Raw genomic sequence first — 18,173 nt, 5'->3', positions numbered from 1 at the left:
TGGCAGGGGCTCCACAAGGGGAACCTCAGGGGTACGTCGGGGGTACGCGTCAGGGGTGTGCCTCGGGATCAGTCCTGCGCACGTCCTGTCGTCAGACGGGCGATCATCAGCGCGACCAGGATGATTCCGCCGTAGATCGCCTGGATCCAGAACGACGGCACCTGGGCCAGAGTCAGCAGGTTCTGCACCACACCCAGCAGGAGTACGCCGGTCAGCGCACCGAACATGGTGCCCTTGCCGCCGTCGAGGCTGATGCCGCCGATGACTGCCGCCGCGAACACGGTGAAGATCATGTTGTTGCCCTGGTTGGCGCTGATCGCGCCGACGTACCCGGTCTGCATGATCCCGCCGACGGAGGCGAGCACACCGGCGACGACGAACACGCCGAGCATCACCCGTTCGACCCGGATCCCGGCGGCGCGGGCCGCGTCCGCGTTGCCGCCGATCGCGTACAGGGCACGGCCGACGCGGTGGTACTTGAGGACGAGCCCGGCGACGGCGAAGCAGGCCCCGGCGACCCACACCGACATGGGGACGTTGAGGAAGGTGGTGGTGGCGAGGGAGTAGAAGGAGTCGGGCATGCCGAACAGCGTCTTGCCCTTGGTCGCGCCGACGAGCAGGCCGCGCAGCACGATCAGCATCGCGAGGGTCACGATGAACGCGTTGAGCTTGAACTTGACGACCAGGATGCCGTTGAACGCGCCGATCGCTCCGCCGACGGCGAGGACCGCCAACAGAGAGAGTGCGGCGGGGAGTTCGGTCCCCCACCCGGACTGCGCGACCGGCAGTACGAGCAGTGCTCCGACGGCCGGGGCGATGCCGACGACCGACTCCAGGGAGAGGTCGAACTTGCCGGTGATGAGAACGAGCGACTCGGCGAGCACGACCATCGCGAGGGCGGCGGAGGCACCGAGGATCGAGATCAGGTTGCGTTCGGTCAGGAACGAGTCGTTGACCACCGTGCCGAGCACCATGAGCAGCAACAGGGCCGGTACCAGCGCGAGTTCACGCGCGCGGCGCAGCAGTACGGTCTTGGCCGACCGCGGGTCCGGGGCGCGTAGGGGGGCCAGCGGCGGGGCTTTCGTATCAGCCATGGTCCACTCCTTCGATGGAGGCGATCAGCTCGTGGTCGCGCCAGCCCGCCGGATGCTCGGCGACGACGCGGCCGTGGAAGAGGACGAGGACGCGGTCGCAGCGGCGCAGGTCGTCGAGTTCGTCGGAGACGACCAGGACGGCGGTGCCGTCCTCGCTGGCACTGTCCATGCGGGCGAGGAGGGATTCCTTTGACTTCACGTCGACGCCCGCCGTGGGGTTGATCAGGACGAGCAGTTTGGGGTCGGAGGCGAGCGCGCGGGCCATGACGACCTTCTGCGCGTTGCCACCGGAGAGGTCGGAGACCGGCTGGTCAGAGCCCTCGGTGTGGATGTCGAGACGGTCGATGAGGGCGGTGGCGAAGCCGCGTTTGCGGTTCTCGGAGACGAAGCCGTACCGGCCGAGGCGGCGCAGGACGCTCATGGTGGCGTTGTCCCCGACGGTCATGCCGGAGACCAGCCCCTGTTCGTGCCGGTCACGCGGCACACAGGCGACGCCCGCCGTCAGCGCCGCCTGCACATCGCCGAACGGCAGCCGTTCGCCGTCGAGTCGGGCGCTGCCACTGGTGGGTGTGCGCAGTCCGGCGAAGGACTCGGCCAGCTCGATCTTGCCGCTGGCGCTGGAGCCGGCGAGCCCGACGACCTCACCGCGGCGCACGGTCAGGTCGATGTTCTCGTACGCCGGTGAAGTGAGCCCCTCGACTGCCAGCAGCACCGGTGCCCCGGGCTCGACTCCCTTGGGGGTGAAGGCCTGTTCGGCGATCGACTCACCGGCCATGGCCTCCACCAGGGCCTGGCGGGGAAGGTCGGCGACGGGGGCGGTGGTGATCCAGCGGGCGTCGCGCAGGACGGTCACCGTCTGGCACACCTCGTACACCTCCTGGAGGTGGTGCGAGATGAACAGGAAGGTGACGCCGGAGTCCTGGAGGGCGCGCATCCGGGTGAAGAGCCGGTCGATCTCCCGGCTGTCGAGCTGGGCGGTCGGTTCGTCGAGGACGATGAACCGGGCGCCGATGCTCAACGCCCGCGCGATCTCCACCATTTGGCGGTCCTCGACCTTGAGGTCCGCGGTGCGGGCCTCCGGGTCGACGTGGACGTCCCAGGTGTCGAGGAGTTCGGCGGCCTCGGCGCGCAGCCGGCGCCAGCTGATCGCGCCGCCGCGGCCGGTCGGCTGCCGGTTGATGAAGAGGTTCTCGGCAACCGTCAGCTCGGGGACGACCGTGGGCTTCTGGTAGACACAGGCCACCTTGGAACGCCAGGCGTCGCGGTCGGCGAGCGGGGGCGCGGGCCGGCCGTCGAAGCTGACCGTGCCCTCGTCGGGCGCCTGGAGACCGGTGAGGATGGTGACCAGGGTGGACTTTCCGGCGCCGTTGCGGCCGACGAGGGCGTGCGACTCACCCGGCAGGACGGTGAGCCGGCCGCCCTGGAGCGCGGTGGTGGGGCCGTACCGCTTGGTGATGTCGCGCGCCTCGACGAGCGGTACGGCGGGGGTGTCCGGGTTCTCCCGTGGCTGGCTGTTCATCCGACCGTGTTGCCCCAGAGCGCGGTGTCGTCGACGTTTTCCTTGGTGACCAGGGGCGCGGGCAGCTGGTCCTCCAGGATGCCGCTGGGCAGCTTGACGATCGTGGAGCCGTGGTCGGTCGGGCCCGGCTTGAAGGTCTTCCCCTCCATCGCGGCCTTGATGTAGAACATGCCGTACTTGGCGTAGAGGTCCGCGGGCTGCGAGACGGTCGCGTCGATCTCACCCTTGCGGATGGCGTCGAACTCCTGCGGGATGCCGTCGTTCGAGACGATCGCGATGTGCCCGGGCTGCCCCATCGCCTTCAGCAGTCCCTTGGACTTCAGGGTCTGCAGCGTGGGCGCCAGGTAGACCCCGCCGGCCTGCATGTAGATGCCCTTGAGGTCCGGGTTGGCGTTGAGCAGCGTGTCGAGCTTGGAGGCCGCGGTGTCCGACTCCCACTTGGCGGGGATCTCCAGCACCTTGAGCTTCGGGAACTTCGCCTTCACACAGGCCCGGAACGCCTCCGACCGGTCACGGCCGTTCACCGACGCGAGATCGCCCATGATCTGGACGACCTTGCCCGAGGTGATGTGTTTGCCGAGGTACTCGCAGGCCTGCTCGCCGTAGGCGACGTTGTTGGCGCGTACGACCATGGCGACCTTGCCCTTCTCGGGCGCCACGTCGACGGCCACGACGGGCACGCCCTTGCGCTCGGCCTGGTCGAGGCCCGCCTCGATGGCGGCGCTGTCGAGAGGCGCGACCACCAGGCCCTTCACACCCTGGTTGAGCTGGTTGTTGATGTCGGTGATCTGCTGCGCGGGGTCGCTGTTGGAGTTGACGGTCTTCAGCGTGTCGACGCCCTCGGCCTTGGCCATCTTCGGGACGTAGTCGTTGTACGCCTGCCAGAACGGCGACGTCAGCAGCGGCAGGATCACTCCTACCTTGCCGGTCCCGTCACCGTCGTCGCCTCCCGAGGCGACGCTGTCCTTGGTGCTGCCGCAGGCGCTGAGCACCAGACCGGCACAGGCGGCCATGGCCACCACGCCGATTCCCCGCGTGCTGCGTCGCATCTTCGGATTCCCCACTGTTCTGTCGAACATCTGACAGCTCCTCGTTGAGCGTGATCGAGCGGATGCCCGCATATTTATCAGACCACTTCCAGGTTAGAACACCCCACAGGGCCAAATTTTCCTCGATTCGGCCAGTAGTGGTCCGACCACCCTGCTGGTTAGACTGCGGCGGCACCCGGCGACAGGAGGAAACGGCGTGGACGAGATCCCGGCCGTCAGTACAGAGGCCGCCCCGCAGAAGGGCTCCGTGACGCAGCGCGCCATCGAGCAGATAAAGGCGATGATCGGCGAGGGCCGCCTGGAACCCGGCCAACGGCTGCCCACCGAGCGTGATCTCGCCGTCCGGCTGGGCATCTCGCGCAGCTCCATGCGGGAGGCGATCCGGGCGCTCACCGTGATGGGTGTGCTGGAGGCCCGGCACGGCTCGGGCATCTACGTGACCCAGCTGGAGGCCGGCGATCTGCTGGAGACCTTCGGTGTGGTCGCTGATCTCTCGCGGGGCCCGCGGCTGGCCGAGCTGCTGGAGGTCCGGCGCATCCTGGAGTCGACGGCGACCGCGCTGGCCGCCGCACGGATCACCCCGGACCAGCTCGCGGAGGTGGAGAAGCACCTCACGGCGATGAACGCCACCGACGATCCCGAGGAGATCCTCGCCCACGACCTGGCCTTCCATCGCGCGATCACCGCCGCGGCCGGCAACGACAGCATGGCGGCGATCCTGGAGGGCCTCTCCTCCCGCACCTTCCGCGCCCGCGTCTGGCGCGCCTACCAGGAGGAGGGCGCGTTCACGCGCACGCGGCGTGAGCACGCGGCGATCCACCGCGCGCTCGTCGCCCACGACCCGGAGGCGGCGCGGGCGGCGGCTGCGGCGCATGTGGGCGAGGTGGAGCAGTGGCTGCGGGGGCAGCCTGACGGTCCGGTGGGAGGGCCGTGATGTGTCGGCGGGCCCGGTTGGGGCTGGTCTCGCCCACGCGGCGGAGCCGCACATGTGACAGCCCCGCACCCCTTCAGGAGGGGCGCAGGGCGCCCCTCCTCGATCGTCAGCCCGTCGCGGACCTGTACAGCCCGAACTCCGCGATCCGCACCTCCGCGCGCGCCCGCGTCACCCGGACCCGCCACCGCCGGGCCCGGACCGGTGCCGTCAGCAGCAGAATCCGGCTCGCGCCGACCGTGCCCGCCCCCGCCACCCGGGTCCAGCGGCCCCCGGTGAACGCCTCGACGACGAAGTCCTCGACCTGCTGTCCGTGCCCGATGTCCTCCGCCAGCCGAACCCGGTCCGCCTCCCGCTCTCTGCCGAGGTCGACGGTGACCGTCCCCGGAGTCCGTGTCACCTGGGCCCCGAGCGCCAGGTCGGCCGGCAGCTCCCGGTCGACTCGCTCCCGGAACTCGCGCAGCCGGGTGACGTCGGAGGCGGCGAGGCGGCCGTCCGTGTCCGGCGGGACGTTGAGGAGGAGTACGGCGTTGCGGCCGACCGAGCCGAAGTAGATCTCGGTCAACTGGTCGACCGTCTTGGGCTGTTGGTCGGCGTGGTAGAACCAGCCGTCCCGGATCGACACATCGCACTCGGCCGGCCACCACTGGACGTAGTCGGCCACCCCACGGGCCGCGACGAGCGCGCCCCGGCCGCCCATGTCCGCCGCGTCGTAGGAGAGCGCGAAGTCGGTCCGGCCGTAGTCCTTCTCGGTGACCGGTACGACGCTCCACTCGTTCTCGCGCGCCAGGCCGCCCTCGTTGCCGACCCAGCGGACATCGGGGCCGGAGACGGCGATCGTGGCGTCCGGGGCGAGGGTGCGGACGAGGGTGTACCAGCTGTCCCAGTCGTACTTCTCGACCTTGTCCGGCGGGATGCGCCCCTGGGCGCCGTCGAACCAGACCTCGTCGACGGGTCCGTACTCGGTGAGGACCTCGTAGAGCTGGTCGAGCATATGGGCGCCGTAGTCGGTGGCGGGGAGGGTGAACACCGGGCCGTCCGGACGGTCGTCGTTGTCGACCGGGGTGGGGATGGTGTGCTCGGTGCGCGCGCTGCCGTTGGCGTAGACGCCGTGCAGATACTGGTTCTCGTCGGCCGGGGAGATGTACACACCGACCTTCAGCCCGTACCGCCGCATGGAGTCGGCGAACGAGCGCAGCACGTCACCCTGTCCGCCACGCCAACTGCTCGATGCCACCGAGTGGTTCGTGTACCGGGAGGGGTAGAGGACGAAGCCGTCGTGGTGCTTGACGGTGAGGATGGCGAGCCTGAAGCCGCCGTCGCGCAGGGCCCGCGCCCACTGGTCGGTGTCGAGGCCGGCCGGCTGGAAGACGTCCGGGTCCTCGTCGCCCGTGCCCCATTCGAGGCCGGTGAAGGTGTTGACGCCGAAGTGCAGGAACGCGGTCCGCTCCAGCCGCTGCCAGGCGATCTGCCGTGCGGTGGGCCTGACTTGGGACGCCTTGCGGACGAGGGTCTCGGCAGAGTCGGTGGGATCCACGGGGATACGGAAGGTGGGTTCTTCCGTTGCCGGTGCGATGGCCCCGCGTGGGGCGGCCAGGGCGAGCGAGGTGCCCTGAGAGGCCACGATCGCGGCGGCCGCCGTGACGAAGAGACGTCTGGAGACTGTCATGGGGAACGACTCCTCGGGTCAGTGGGTCAGTTGACGGTGGTCAAGTGCCAGACAGCGGGCGGGCGTTGGTCCGGCGGGTACTGCACGAGACGACCGTCGCCGGTCGCATGCACCGACATCCGGGTGATCGCGTTGACGAGTCGGTAGCCCCCTGCGGACGGCTCCAGCTCCCAGCGCTGCACGGTGTTCGCGGCGTCACAGGTCTGCGCGGTGAGCTCGACGCCGGGCTGGAGCGGGGTGTTGAGCGTGAGTTTCCCACCGCGCACCTCCAGGCAGCCTTCGCCGGTGCGCAGGGTGACGTATCCGTCGGGTGTGCGTCGCACCTCGGCGGTGAGGGAGTCGGCGCCCGGCGCCGTGAAGGTGTACGTCCCGTCCGTGACCGGCACCCGGGTCAGGTCCCGCCGACCGGGCGCGTGCCCGACGGCCGTCCCCCGCTCGGTGAACCCGGCATACGTGGTGTCGGGATGCGGATCTCCCCAGGTGGCCTGCGCGAGCTGCCGCAGGGCCGGGCCGGTGTCGACGGCGACCTCGTTCTCGGTCTCGCCGCGCCCGTTGTCCGGCCAGAGGCTGATCTTCGCGCCCACGATGCCCTGGCTGGAGGCGAGCTTCTCGCCCTCGAAGCTGCGCGGGTCCCAACTCTGGTCGTACAGGCCCTTGGTGTCACTGTGGAAGCCGCCCCGGACGAGATACAGCGCATAGGCCGCGTTCATCAACGGGTAGCCCTGAGCGCGGAGTCGGCTCGGCTTCACCGCCACGTTCAGCCAGTGCTCGACCGTGGTGCCCGCGGCCACCGGCACGGTGTTGGCACCGGTGAGCCCGTCGTTCCAGATACGCAGTTTCCGCCCCTTGGCGGCCAGGTGGGCCTGGACACGGTTGACGAAGTCGATGAAGGCGTCCTGGGGTGTGGCGTTCGCCCCGAACTTCTCCCGGGCGTAGCGGAGCATCTGCGGGTACCTGGCGAAGTCGGAGCCGAGCATGTACTCGTCGGCGCCCATGTGCCAGGAGCCGCCGGTGAACACCTGCGCGTACTCGTCGATCAGACTCGTGTAGTAGTCGAAGGCGGCCGGCTGGGTGATGTCGAGCCTGGCGGCCTGCTTGGCGCCGTCGGAGTCGGTGAGCTGGAGATCGGGGCGGTTCTCGATCCAGGGGTCCATGTGGCCCGGGGAGTTGATCTCCGGAACGATCTCCACGTGGTACTTGTCGCCGAGGGCGACGAGCCGCCGTATCTCGTCCTTGGTGTAGTAGCCCCAGGTGTTGGCCTCGGGGTGGGTGTCGCTCTTCACCTTGAGTTCCAGGAGCAGCTGGTTGAGCTTGTGGTACGCCATGTCGCGTACGAGGTTCTCCAGCCACCCCGTCGAGATGTGGATGTAGCAGGCGCACACGCCGACGCCCCGTTCGGCGTACCGGGGTATGTCGACGGTACGTCCGGCGGGGATCCGGTCGCCCTGGGCGAGGAGCTGGAGGAGGGTGCGGGTGCCGTAGAAGGCGGCGCGCTCGGTCGCGCCGGTCACCGACAGCCGTGCGCCCGCCCGGAGTTCGTACCCCTCGGCGCCCAGTGCGGTCCGCTCCGGCGCCACGTCGATAACGATGTCACCGGCGCGCGCACCGCCGCTCACCACGGGTACGGTGCCGTGGCCCGCCGCCCGCAGATCGTCGGCGAGGGTGTCGGCGACCCTCCGCTCGGGCGCGGAGTCGGCGACCAGCCGGGCAGAGCCGGTGTACCGGTAACTCCCCTGCTCCGGGGTCCAGTTCGCGAGGGCCGGCACGGTGAGGGGGACGCTCGCCGCCCCGGTGCGCGCGACGGCGGGGACCGGGGCGGCCAGCAGCAGTAGGGCCACCAGCACACCGAGAAGCCGACCTCTTGGATACCTACTCATCTGGAAGCTCCCATTCATCGGAGGTGTGATGATTGAGCGCACCCCAAGGGCTGTCAATGGGGCCCCAGGTCAGGACAGTTGGGCCAGTGATCGGATGACCAGCGACTCCATGACGGAAGCCGGTGGCCCCCACGCCAGAAAAGTCCAAGAGACCCGGCCCGAATGTCCAAGCTCGACGACACTCGACGCCCCATGTACTCACGAGTAGCCTCATCGCCTCACGCGTAGCACGATGTGTCGTATCCACCCCGAGGAGCCCCCGTGACCAGCTGGGCCGGCCGTACCGCCGTCGAGATCGCCGCCGCCGTCCGCGAGAAGCGCGTCACACCGCGCGAAGTCGTGGCCGAGCATCTCGCGCGCATCGAACTGCTGGACGCCCGCGTCGGTGCGTTCCGCCGGCTGCGGGCCCAGGAGGCGCTGGCCGAGGCGGACGAGGTGGCGGGCCGCGCGGACCTGGCGGACCTTCCGCTCGCGGGCGTACCCATCGCGGTGAAGGACAACCTGGGCGTGCGCGGCGAGTCGACGCGCCACGGTTCCTCCGCGACGCCGGACACCCCCGCCGACCACGACCACATCACCGTGGCCCGGCTGCGCGCGGCCGGCGCGATCGTCGTCGGTCTCACCAACGTGCCCGAGCTGTGCATCTGGGGCACCACGGAGGGCCCGCTCGGCACGGCCCGCAATCCCTGGGACACCACCCGCACGGCGGGCGGCTCCTCGGGCGGCAGTGCCGCGGCCGTCGGCGCCGGGATGGTGCCGATCGCGCTGGGCAACGACGGCATGGGCTCGCTGCGGATCCCCGCCGCCAACTGCGGTGCCGTCACCATCAAGCCGGGCCTCGGGGTCGTGCCGGCGGGCATCGGCAACGGCGACTGGTTCGGCATGTCGGAGAACGGCCCGCTGGCGACGACGGTCGAGGACGCCCGCCTGATGCTGTCGGTCCTCGCGGACACGCGGTTCGTACGGTCGGACGCGCACGCCGGACGCAAGATCGCCCTCTCCGTCCGCAGCCCCATCGCCGGCGTCACCATCAGCAGGCCGTTCACGTCAGCCGCGCGTGAGGCCGCCGCGCTGCTGGACAGTGCCGGTCACGAGGTGCGGCCCGCCGACCCGCCCTACCCGCTGTCGATCGGCGTGACCTCGTTCACGCACTGGACGGCGGGCACGGCACGGGACGCGGAGGGCTTCGACCGGAGCGGACTGAGCCGGCGCACCCGGGTCCACGCGGCCGTCGGGCGCCGGTTCGTCGGGTACGTCGAGCGGGGGCAGCACAAGGAACAGCTGCGCCGGCGCCTGGAGCCGTTCTTCGCCGAGCACGACGTGCTGCTCACCCCCGCACTCGCCCGGCGCTCACCCACCGCGGCGGCCTGGCACGAGCGGGGCTGGCTGCGCAACGTCCTCGCCAACACGAACTACTCGCCGATGACGCCCCCGTGGAACCTGACGGGCTGGCCGGCGATGGCCGTACCGTTCGGCACCCTGCCCTCGGGCGCGCCCTGCTCCGTACAGCTGGTGGGCCGCCCGGGCTCGGAGGCCGTACTTCTGGACGTGGCCCAGCAGTTGGAGGAGCTGCACCCCTGGCAGCGGACGGCTCCGCTCGCCTAGAAGCCCTTGTACATGATGTGCAGGCCCACCCGGCCGTGGCGGGGATGGTCGAACGCGTCCGGCACGGTGCCCAGGATCGTGAAGCCGAGCGAGGTCCACAGCTTGACCGCGGGGTTGGTCTCGACGACGGCGTTGAAGACCATGCCCCGGTAGCCGTGGGCCTCTGCCTCGCTCAGGACGTGCTCGGCGAGGGCGCGGCCGATGCCACGGCCGCCGCGGTCGGGGTCGACCATGAAGCCGGCGTTGGCGATGCGGGCGGCGGGGCCGCCGTAGTTGGGGGTGAGGAACGCGGAGCCCACGACGGCTCCGGCACTGTCCTCGGCGACGTACACCTGCTTGGCCGAGCTCATCCACAGAGCGCGGGCCGCTTCCTCGGAGGTGTCCGGGTCCCAGGTGTAGGTCTCGGCGGCGGCGACGATGCGGTGCCAGAACGGCCAGATCCGCGGCCAGTCGTCGGCGGTGGCCCGCCGGATCTCTGTGCTCAGCATGGGCGCGAGTCTGGCACGCCCATGCCGGCGGCGATCTCTACAGGTCCTGTCGGGGCGTCAGTCGACGCTGGGCAGGATGTGGGGCTCGGCGAGGTCGTCCTCGTAGCCCGCCAGGCGGATCGGGGCCGACCTGGCCCACACGTCGAGGCTGCCGAGCCGCTCGCTCCGGTCGTCGGGGGCCGCCGTGCGTTCCTCAGGGCCTTGTTCGAGATTCGTCTTCTCCGGTGTCACCGCGCACTCCTTTTGTGTCGGGTCACCCTCGGGACTTCGGGACCAGTCTGATGCCGGCCGCTCCACATCCACTCGGGTCTGGGTCAAGAGCAGTCAGGACGCGGTGGCGCCGGTAACGGACCGTGGGTGTGGGTGGAACCCAGTCGTGCTGCCCGTCCGCTCCAGTATTAACCAAATGAGCGGGCGCCCGCTCGATGGGGTGAAAACAAGGAGTAAAGAACTCAAGTCGCTCAGTGTTCATTCAGCCATAATCTGCGGTTGTTTGTAACGTTGAGCACGTTTTGTACATCACCCGTACGGCTCAATGGGCGCACCCAGGTACGTCCTTGCCGCATCGGGTCCGGCAGTTCAGCTCCCGTTGGTCCGCGCGCCAGCCGGCCATGGTCTGCTGCCGACGGCAACGGCTGGTCCCGCGACGGAACTCGGGAGGACTGACGTATGGAGCTGCGCGGCGTCGGGGAACTGATGGATCTGCTGCACGCCTGCCGGGGCACCCCGGAGCACGACGGCGGCATCGCCGGTCCGGTCGACCTGCACCAGCACGCCCTCCAGACGGCTGCCCTGTTGCGCCGAAGTCGCCCCGCCGACAAGGAACTTCAGGTGGCGGGCCTGGTCCATGCCATCGGCCGGCTCCTCATACCCGGCGCCCCCACCCGGCACGCCCGGGTCGCGGCTGACGCCGTCCGGCACCTGCTCGGCGAACGGGTCGCCCGCCTCGTACACGACAGCCCGCACGCCACGGACCTGGACCCGCGTACGGACGCCGACACGCTCTCCCTGCGCCAGGCGGACGAGGCCGGCCGGGTCCCGGGCTTCGACGCGGGCGTCCTGGAGGACTGGTGCACACTGCTGGAGCTGGTCGCGGAGCAGCACTCCCGGCTTGGCGCCGTCGACTGAACTCCCTCGGATCCAGGGGCTATTGACGGACGGCCCGTCATGAGACGGTACGCGGATGACGTCGCCGTACGGACTCGAAGGGCGGGTCGCCCTGGTCACCGGGGGCACGCGCGGGATCGGGCTGGCCGTCGCCGAGGCGCTGACGCGGGCGGGGGCGCGGGTGTGTGTGACGGCCCGTGACCCGGACGGGGTGCGGCGGGCCGCCGAGGAACTCGGTGGGGTCGGGCTGGCGGGCAGCGTCGCCGATCCGGCACATCTGTCGGCGTTGACCGAGTTCACACTCGACGCGTTCGGGCGGCTCGACATCGTCGTGAACAACGCGGCGACCAACCAGCCCTACGGCCCGCTCATGGACGCCGATCCCGACACCTGGCGTGAGGCGTTCACCGTCAACGTCGAGGCCCCGCTGCGGCTGACGCAGTGCGTGTGGCGGGCGTGGATGCGCGAACACGGCGGCACCGTCATCAACATCTGCACGGAGGGCGCCACGCATGTCGGCCCCCACGTGGGCGCGTACGGCACCAGCAAGTCCGCGCTCCTGCACCTCACCCAGCAGCTCGCGGGCGAACTGGCCCCGAAGGTACGGGTCAACTCGGTCTCCCCCGGCCTGGTCCGCACGGAGATGGCCCGCTTCGTATGGGAGCACGACGAGAACACCATCGCCGACGGCCTCCCCCTCGGCCGGATCGGCGAACCCGAGGACATCGCCCGCGCGGTCCTCTGGCTGGCGTCGGACGCGTCGGAGTGGGTGACAGGCACAGACCTACTGGTGGACGGCGGAACCCGCGTACGCCCAGCGAAAACGGAAACGACAGACGCGGTGCTTGAAAACCTACGGCGACACAAACCGACGTAGGGGCGCGGGGCTGTGTCGATATGCGGCTCCGCCGCGTGGGCGCGACCAGCCCCCACCGGGCCCGCAGACGCCCGACCACCTCGCCTACCACTTACCGGGCGCGTAGTCCTTCATAAAGACCCCGTACAGGTCCTCCCCCGCCTCACCCCGCACGATCGGGTCGTACACCCGAGCCGCCCCGTCGACCAGATCGAGCGGCGCGTGGAACCCCTCGTCGGCCAGGCGCAGCTTGTCGTAGTGGGGACGTTCGTCCGTGATCCACCCGGTGTCGACCGAGGTCATCAGAATCCCGTCCGCCTCGAACATCTCCTGCGCACTGGTCCGCGTCACCATGTTCATCGCGGCCTTCGCGGCGTTCGTGTTCGGATGACCCGCACCCTTGTAGCCGCGCCCGAACACGCCTTCCATCGCGGAGACGTTGACGACGTACGCCCGCTTGCTGACCGCCTCGCGCGCCGCCCCGGACATCGCCGGCCGCAACTTGCTGATCAGGATGAACGGCGCCGTGTAGTTGCACAGCTGGGTCTCGAGAAGCTCCACCGGGGAGATCTGCTCGATGGTCTGCACCCAGGTGTTGGTGTCGACGACGTCGGGGACGAGGCCGCCCGCGTCGATGGCCGTGCCGTCGAGGTGCCGGGCGACGCTGGCGTTGCCCGCGACGAGGGCGAGGTCGGCGACCTTCTGGGCGTCGAGGCCGCTGATGCCGACGGGCAGCGCGGCCAGTCCGTCGACCGCGCCGGAGTTGAAGGCGCCGATGACGTGGTGGGCGGGCAGTTCACCGGCCGGTAGCGGAGCGCTCTCCGCCTCGACCAGCGCGGCGTACGCGGAGGGCAGCCGGCGTACCGTCTGGGTCGCGTTGTTGATCAGGATGTCGAGTGTGCCCTGTTCGGCGATCCGGTCGGCCAGGGCCACGACCTGCGCGGGGTCGCGCAGGTCGGTGCCGACGACCTCCAGGCGGTGCAGCCATTCCGCCGAGTCGTCCATCGCCTTGAAGCGGCGGATGGCGTCCTTCGGGAAGCGCGTGGTGATCGTGGTGTGCGCGCCGTCACGCAGCAGCCGCAGCGCGATGTACATGCCGATCTTGGCCCGGCCGCCGGTGAGCAGCGCGCGCTTGCCGGTGAGGTCGGTGCGGGCGTCGCGGCGGGAGCGGTTCTCGGCGGCGCAGTTCTGGCAGAGCTGGTGGTAGAAGTAGTCGACCTCTACGTAGCGGGTCTTGCAGGTGTAACAGGAGCGGGGGCGCTGGAGTATCCCCGCGATCTGCCCCTCGACCGTCACCGACGACGGCAGGATGCCCTCCGTCTCGTCGTCGATGCGCTGGGCGGAGCCGGTCGCCGTGGACTCGGTGACCGCCTTGTCGTGGGCGGTCTTGGAGGCCCGGCGCTCCTGCCGGCGGCGCTGCTTGACCGTGCGGTAGACACCGGCGGTGGCGCGGCGCACGGCGATGGCGTCGGGGTGGTCGACGTCCAGCTTGTCGAGTTCTTCGAGCACGCTGAGGCAGACGGCCATGCGCTCGGGGTCGATGCCGGGACCGTAGGAGACGTCGCCTACGACGTCCATGCCGTCCACGGCCGTCGGGCCGTCCTCTGTCACCGTCATCGCGCTGCCGTTCCCTGGGTCGCCCTCGCGGCGCTCGGACGGCGCCAGCTCTCGAACAGGCGATTTTACGGAAGCGCGGGCCCAGTCACCAAACCCGCGACGATCATGACGTGGGTCACAGGGCGCAGGCGGCGACGAGTGTCTCCACCTCGGCGGCCAGCGCGGCGGCGAACCGGTCGAGGTCCGGGACGGCTTCCGCGTCCGCGACGAGCCCGAAATGGACGTGCCCCCGGTAGGTGGAGATGGCGACCGCCAGTGACTGTCCCTGGGCGAGCGGGGCGAAGGGGTAGACCTCGGTGAGCGGGTTGCCGCCGAGCTTCAGGCCGAGGCTGGGCAGCGGCACGCTGGTGACGAGGATGTCGAACCAGAGCCGGGCTGCCTGCTTGACCAGCGGTCCGCCGAGCCGGTGGCCGAGCGGCGGGACATGGTCGGCGAGCAGCGCGACCGCGCCGGCGCCCCGCCCGGGGCCCGCGTCCTTGTTGCGGTCCATGGCCCTGCGTACGGAGTCGAGGCGCCCGAGCGGGTCCGGGTCGTCGACAGGGAGCCGCATCAGGTACCCGGAGAGCCGGTTGCCCTGCGGATGGGCGGAGCGTGGACGCCTTTTGGAGACGGGGATGAGGGCGCGTGGGGCGACCCCCTCGCTTCCGTCGCCACGCTCGTCGAGCCAGCGGCGCAGGGCCCCCGCGACGACGGCGATGAGTACGTCGTTCACGGTGCCGCCGACCGTCTTGCGCACGACGTGGACGTCGTCGAGGTCGACGGCGACTCCGGCGGTGCGGCGGGTGCCGGTCGGTTCGGCGACGAGCGCGGCGGACGAGCGGGTGTTCAGGGTGCCAAGTCCGGAGCGGGCGACGGACGCGCCGATGTCCAGGGCGCGGCCCACGTCGGAGAAGGCGCCGCGCACCAGGCCGGGCAGTTTGCGCACGTCCGGGAAGAGGCCGGCGGCCGGCTGTTCGGGGCGCGGGCGCGGCGCGGGCAGGTCGAGGGGGTCCATGACGCCGGCGGCGAGGGTCAGTGCGCGCAGGCCGTCGGCCAGGGCGTGGTGGAACTTGAACAGCACGGCGAAGGACTCACCGTCCTCGCCCGGCAGCACATGGGCTTCCCAGGGCGGCCGGCCGCGTTCGAGCGAGCGTTCCATCAGGCGTCCGGCCTCGGCGTGGAAGTCGGAGGTCGGGGCGTGCAGCCGGACGTGGTCGAGCGGATCGAAGTCCGGCGCCGCCTCGCGGGTGGCGCCGCCGAAGGCCAGCGGGAGCAGGGGCAGCCAGACGTCCCGGATGCGCATGCGCAGGCCGGGGACGGCCGGGGCGCGGGCGGCGAGAAGGTCGGCCGCGTGGGCCCCGGCGGTGGGTGAGTGGGCCGGGAAGACACCGAGGGCACCCAGGTGCATGGGGTGCAGGTCGGAGTCCATGTTCCAGAACGCCAGGTCGAGGGGGGCGAGCAGGTCCGAGGTCTCAGAGGTCAAGGGATCGCTCTCGCGTCGACGACGGGTGAGTCAGCAGTCAATCGCCAGTCAAGCGCTTGCGGGCGATTACGGTCAAGCGCGATCAAGTTACGCTCAGTTAACAACGCATTACGTCCCGCCGCTGTGGAAGCGGCGGGACGCCAGTGCCCAACGGGGTTGTCCAGGGGTACGGGGGCGGTTACGTCAGGGCCGGCGGCGCCGCGTCCGCGCCGGTACCCCACCCGGACGGCTCCGGGCCGACCGTGAAGTCGAGCGAGCGGGCGCCCCTCAAGATCCCGCTCGTCACATACGTACGGCTGTACGAAGAACCGTCGACGGCCACCGACTGGACGTACCGTCGGCTGTCCGACGTGCCCGGTGCTGTCACCGTGAGGGCGCCGAGGGGGTAGTAGCGAGGGTCGAGGGTGAGGTCGACCCGGTCGAAGACGGGCGTGGACAGGCCCCAGGTGTCGTAGCCGGGCTGCACCGGGAAGATCCCGATCGCGGACAGGACGTGCCAGGCGGACATGGTGCCCATGTCGTCGTTGCCGGTCATCCCGGTCGGGCCGTCCGTGTAGAGGGTCAGCGCGGCGTGCACGACCTCGGTCGTCTTCCAGGGCTGCCCGGTGGAGAGGTAGGTGTACGGAGCGGTGAGGTCGACCTCGTTCTGCGGGTTGTACTTGTCCGCGTTGTAGTAGGCGTACGGACCGTTCACCCACACGTCGCGGGCCGTCCCGGCCGGGTCCGCCGTCAGCCGGTCGTAGGCGAAGAAGGCGTCGAGCCGGTCGTTGGCCGCTTCTCTGCCGCCGAGCAGGTCCACCAGGCCGGGCAGGTCCTGCGGAACCAGCCACTGGTACTGCCAGGCCGTGCCCTCGTGGAACCCCTCGCCCTTCGCCGGATCGGGGTCGCCCGCGAAGGCGCCGGAGCCGTCCCGGGGCCGGAAGAAGCCGGTCGAGGCGTCGAAGACGTGACGGTAGCTCCGCGCCCGGTCCGCGTAACGGTCGGCGTCGGACTCGTGGCCCAGCTCGCGTGCCATCCGGGCCAGCATCGCGTCGGACAGGGCGTATTCGAGGGTGACGGACGCGCCCCAGTGGTAGTCCGAGTCGCCGAGCTTGGTGCGCGGGCGGCCCTTGAGATAGGGCGCGAAGCCGTGTCCGACGTACTCCCGGTTCGCCTCGCGCCCCAGCATGGGCAGATCGGCGGGCGGCACGCCGTCGGCGTTCCTCTTCAGGGCGCGGTAGGCCCGCTCCTCGTGGCCGTGCAGCAGCCCCTGCTGGTAGGCGTGGGTGAGGAACGGGGTGACCGGGTCGCCGGTCATGATGTTCGTCTCGACCGTGCCGTAGCCCCACTTGGGCAGCCAGCCGCCCTCCTCGTCGATCTTCAGCACCGAGAGCGCCATGTCCCGGGCCTCGCGGGGCGCGAGCAGCGACAGGAGCTGCGCCTGGGTGCGGTAGGTGTCCCACAGGGACCAGTTCTGGTAGTACGTGAAGTCCCGCGCGCGGTGGGTCTTCAGGTCCCAGCCGGTGTAGCGGCCGTCGGCGTCGCTGCCGGTGTTGGGGGCGAGGAAGCTGCGGTAGAGGGACGAGTAGAAGGTCCGGCGCAGCGTGTCCGAGCCGCCGGTCACGCCCACGTCGTCGAGGCGCGCCTCCCAGGCGTCCCGGGCCGCCTCCCGCACCTCGTCGAACGGGCGTCCGCCCTCGGCGCGCAGGTTGCCGGCCGCACCCTCCGCGTCGACGTACGAGAGGGCGGTGGTCGCCTCGACGGTGCGGTCCCCGTCCGTCGTGTCGAAGCGGACGTAGGCGCCGTCGCCCCCGGTCCGGGAGCCGCCGGTCACCGTGGTGCCGTCCCAGGTGCCGTACGCCGTGAAGGGCCGGTCGAAGCGGGTGACCGTGTGGACGGTGTACGGCTTGGTGCCCCGGCAGAAACCGGAGCCGGTGATCGTCGTGCGCACGGTCCTGTCGTCGAGGATCTCGACCCGGTTCGCCACCTTCGTGTGCAGCGACTGGCCCGCGTTGAGCAGCACGTTGGCCTGTGTGGTCGCCGGGAAGGTGTAGCGCTGGACGCCGGTGCGGGTGGTCGCCGTCAGCTCGGCGTCGATGCCCGACTTCAGGCCGACCCTGTAGTAGCCGGGGCTCGCCGACTCGCTGTCATGGGTGAACTCGGCGGCGTAGGTCGCGTAGTCGGTGCTCGTGATGTCGCCTGTGGTGGGCAGGACGGGCAGGTCGCCGCCGATGCGGCAGCCGACACCGGAGAGGTGGACGAGGGAGAAGCCCCGGACACGGGTCTGGGAGTAGCGGTAACCGGTCTTGTGCCCGGTGTCGGGCGAGAGCTGCACCATCCCGAAGGGCACGGTCGCGCCGGGGAAGGTGTTGCCCTCGTTCTCCGTGCCGATGAACGGGTTGACGAGGTCGGTGAGCCGCTCGTCACGGGCTTGGGCGGCCGGGGTCGAGCGCATTCCGGCCAACCGCCCGCACAACACCCTCTACGACGGCCGCTGGGAGATCCCCACCTTCGAAGAGGTCCTCCGCTGGCAGGACGAGCAGACCCGCAAGCGCGGCAGGCAGGTCTGGATCTACCCCGAGACCAAGCACCCCACCTACTTCCGGGCCCTCGGCCTGGGCCTGGAGGAGCGGGTCGCGAAGCTGTTGCGCAAGCACGGCAAGGACAGGAAGAACTCGCCGGTCATCCTCCAGTCCTTCGAGCCGACCAGCATCCAGCGCCTGAACCGGCTGGTGGACAACCCGCTCGTCGTCCTCCTCTCGGCCGCGAACACCCGCCCCTGGGACTTCGTGACGACCGGCGACCCCCGTACGGTCGCCGACCTGATCACGCCAACCGGCCTCAAGTCGATCGCCTCCTACGCCCAGGGCATCGGCCCGACCCTCGACCTGGTCATCCCGAAAGACTCGGCGGGTGCGCT

General features: G+C 70.5%; 14 protein-coding genes and 1 pseudogene. 5 read left to right on the top strand and 10 right to left on the bottom strand.

Annotated features, from left to right (window positions below; all coding sequences use genetic code 11):
• Positions 1 to 68 precede the first annotated feature (68 nt).
• From STRTUCAR8_RS19730 to STRTUCAR8_RS19720, 3 genes are read right to left on the bottom strand one after another with little or no spacing between them, the layout of a single operon-like run.
• The gene (locus tag STRTUCAR8_RS19730; protein ID WP_006377617.1) at positions 69 to 1,094 is read right to left on the bottom strand and encodes an ABC transporter permease; all 1,026 of its coding nucleotides are present in this window, start codon (positions 1,092 to 1,094) and stop codon (positions 69 to 71) included.
• The gene (locus STRTUCAR8_RS19725) at positions 1,087 to 2,613 is read right to left on the bottom strand and encodes a sugar ABC transporter ATP-binding protein (RefSeq protein ID WP_006377606.1); all 1,527 of its coding nucleotides are present in this window, start codon (positions 2,611 to 2,613) and stop codon (positions 1,087 to 1,089) included. The genes STRTUCAR8_RS19730 and STRTUCAR8_RS19725 overlap by 8 nt, the downstream gene beginning before the upstream one ends.
• Complete coding sequence (locus STRTUCAR8_RS19720) at positions 2,610 to 3,692, bottom strand: sugar ABC transporter substrate-binding protein (protein ID WP_006377636.1); 1,083 nt, start codon at positions 3,690 to 3,692, stop codon at positions 2,610 to 2,612. Before STRTUCAR8_RS19720 ends, STRTUCAR8_RS19725 begins: the two co-directional genes overlap by 4 nt.
• A gap of 166 nt (positions 3,693 to 3,858) precedes the next feature.
• Between STRTUCAR8_RS19720 and STRTUCAR8_RS19715 the strand changes: the two genes are divergently transcribed.
• Positions 3,859 to 4,596, top strand: coding sequence for a FadR/GntR family transcriptional regulator (locus tag STRTUCAR8_RS19715; protein WP_006377604.1), 738 nt, complete (start codon positions 3,859 to 3,861; stop codon positions 4,594 to 4,596).
• Between the two features lie 106 nt (positions 4,597 to 4,702).
• Here the strand turns inward: STRTUCAR8_RS19715 and STRTUCAR8_RS19710 are convergent, their stop codons facing one another.
• Together STRTUCAR8_RS19710 and STRTUCAR8_RS19705 are read right to left on the bottom strand one after the other, a co-directional pair.
• Positions 4,703 to 6,262 carry an alpha-L-fucosidase gene (locus tag STRTUCAR8_RS19710; RefSeq protein WP_006377608.1) on the bottom strand — a complete coding sequence of 520 codons (1,560 nt, stop codon included), beginning with the start codon at positions 6,260 to 6,262 and terminating at the stop codon, positions 4,703 to 4,705.
• Between the two features lie 26 nt (positions 6,263 to 6,288).
• Entirely contained in the window at positions 6,289 to 8,139 is a 1,851-nt protein-coding gene (locus STRTUCAR8_RS19705; protein ID WP_044472494.1) for a family 20 glycosylhydrolase, read from the bottom strand.
• 261 nt (positions 8,140 to 8,400) lie between these two features.
• Here STRTUCAR8_RS19705 and STRTUCAR8_RS19700 point away from each other — a divergent pair, with 261 nt between their 5' ends.
• Positions 8,401 to 9,744 carry an amidase gene (locus STRTUCAR8_RS19700; protein ID WP_006377624.1) on the top strand — a complete coding sequence of 448 codons (1,344 nt, stop codon included), beginning with the start codon at positions 8,401 to 8,403 and terminating at the stop codon, positions 9,742 to 9,744.
• Here STRTUCAR8_RS19700 and STRTUCAR8_RS19695 read toward each other — a convergent pair.
• Both STRTUCAR8_RS19695 and STRTUCAR8_RS53420 read right to left on the bottom strand, forming a co-directional pair.
• Positions 9,741 to 10,232: a GNAT family N-acetyltransferase gene (locus STRTUCAR8_RS19695; protein WP_006377631.1), complete on the bottom strand. Its 492-nt coding sequence runs from the start codon at positions 10,230 to 10,232 to the stop codon at positions 9,741 to 9,743. The two genes, STRTUCAR8_RS19700 and STRTUCAR8_RS19695, sit on opposite strands and share 4 nt — an antisense overlap.
• 57 nt (positions 10,233 to 10,289) lie before the next feature.
• Positions 10,290 to 10,463, bottom strand: a complete 174-nt coding sequence (locus tag STRTUCAR8_RS53420) for a hypothetical protein (RefSeq protein WP_006377616.1) — start codon at positions 10,461 to 10,463, stop codon at positions 10,290 to 10,292.
• A gap of 438 nt (positions 10,464 to 10,901) precedes the next feature.
• Here STRTUCAR8_RS53420 and STRTUCAR8_RS19690 point away from each other — a divergent pair, with 438 nt between their 5' ends.
• Entirely contained in the window at positions 10,902 to 11,360 is a 459-nt protein-coding gene (locus STRTUCAR8_RS19690) for an inositol oxygenase family protein (RefSeq protein WP_006377632.1), read from the top strand.
• 55 nt (positions 11,361 to 11,415) lie between these two features.
• Positions 11,416 to 12,216, top strand: coding sequence for an SDR family oxidoreductase (locus STRTUCAR8_RS19685; protein ID WP_006377614.1), 801 nt, complete (start codon positions 11,416 to 11,418; stop codon positions 12,214 to 12,216).
• 84 nt (positions 12,217 to 12,300) lie between these two features.
• Here the strand turns inward: STRTUCAR8_RS19685 and STRTUCAR8_RS19680 are convergent, their stop codons facing one another.
• From STRTUCAR8_RS19680 to STRTUCAR8_RS19670, 3 genes are all read right to left on the bottom strand, one after another.
• Complete coding sequence (locus STRTUCAR8_RS19680) at positions 12,301 to 13,812, bottom strand: SDR family NAD(P)-dependent oxidoreductase (RefSeq protein ID WP_006377634.1); 1,512 nt, start codon at positions 13,810 to 13,812, stop codon at positions 12,301 to 12,303.
• 115 nt (positions 13,813 to 13,927) lie between these two features.
• A complete protein-coding gene (locus STRTUCAR8_RS19675; RefSeq protein ID WP_044472498.1) occupies positions 13,928 to 15,220 on the bottom strand; it encodes a wax ester/triacylglycerol synthase family O-acyltransferase in 1,293 nt (430 codons plus the stop codon).
• A gap of 232 nt (positions 15,221 to 15,452) precedes the next feature.
• The gene (locus STRTUCAR8_RS19670) at positions 15,453 to 17,708 is read right to left on the bottom strand and encodes a GH92 family glycosyl hydrolase (protein ID WP_006377623.1); all 2,256 of its coding nucleotides are present in this window, start codon (positions 17,706 to 17,708) and stop codon (positions 15,453 to 15,455) included.
• Here STRTUCAR8_RS19670 and STRTUCAR8_RS19665 point away from each other — a divergent pair.
• Positions 17,698 to 18,173 (top strand): annotated as a pseudogene (locus tag STRTUCAR8_RS19665) (glycerophosphodiester phosphodiesterase family protein); the annotation flags it as partial. The gene STRTUCAR8_RS19670 and the pseudogene STRTUCAR8_RS19665 overlap by 11 nt on opposite strands.

The sequence above is a fragment of the Streptomyces turgidiscabies Car8 genome (assembly GCF_000331005.1).
Classification (GTDB): domain Bacteria; phylum Actinomycetota; class Actinomycetes; order Streptomycetales; family Streptomycetaceae; genus Streptomyces; species Streptomyces turgidiscabies.
Note: the sequence above shows the minus strand (reverse complement) of the source record. Positions and strands in the feature narration are given on the sequence as shown.

Bases quoted from the DNA above. Each gene is read 5' to 3' on its own strand.
- STRTUCAR8_RS19730 (WP_006377617.1), bottom strand. From the start codon at position 1,094: ATGGCTGATACGAAAGCCCCGCCGCTGGCCCCCCTACGCGCCCCGGAC.
- STRTUCAR8_RS19725 (WP_006377606.1), bottom strand. From the start codon at position 2,613: ATGAACAGCCAGCCACGGGAGAACCCGGACACCCCCGCCGTACCGCTC.
- STRTUCAR8_RS19720 (WP_006377636.1), bottom strand. From the start codon at position 3,692: ATGTTCGACAGAACAGTGGGGAATCCGAAGATGCGACGCAGCACGCGG.
- STRTUCAR8_RS19710 (WP_006377608.1), bottom strand. From the start codon at position 6,262: ATGACAGTCTCCAGACGTCTCTTCGTCACGGCGGCCGCCGCGATCGTG.
- STRTUCAR8_RS19705 (WP_044472494.1), bottom strand. From the start codon at position 8,139: ATGAGTAGGTATCCAAGAGGTCGGCTTCTCGGTGTGCTGGTGGCCCTA.
- STRTUCAR8_RS19695 (WP_006377631.1), bottom strand. From the start codon at position 10,232: ATGCTGAGCACAGAGATCCGGCGGGCCACCGCCGACGACTGGCCGCGG.
- STRTUCAR8_RS19690 (WP_006377632.1), top strand. From the start codon at position 10,902: ATGGAGCTGCGCGGCGTCGGGGAACTGATGGATCTGCTGCACGCCTGC.
- STRTUCAR8_RS19685 (WP_006377614.1), top strand. From the start codon at position 11,416: ATGACGTCGCCGTACGGACTCGAAGGGCGGGTCGCCCTGGTCACCGGG.
- STRTUCAR8_RS19680 (WP_006377634.1), bottom strand. From the start codon at position 13,812: ATGACGGTGACAGAGGACGGCCCGACGGCCGTGGACGGCATGGACGTC.
- STRTUCAR8_RS19675 (WP_044472498.1), bottom strand. From the start codon at position 15,220: ATGGACTCCGACCTGCACCCCATGCACCTGGGTGCCCTCGGTGTCTTC.
- STRTUCAR8_RS19670 (WP_006377623.1), bottom strand. From the start codon at position 17,708: ATGCGCTCGACCCCGGCCGCCCAAGCCCGTGACGAGCGGCTCACCGAC.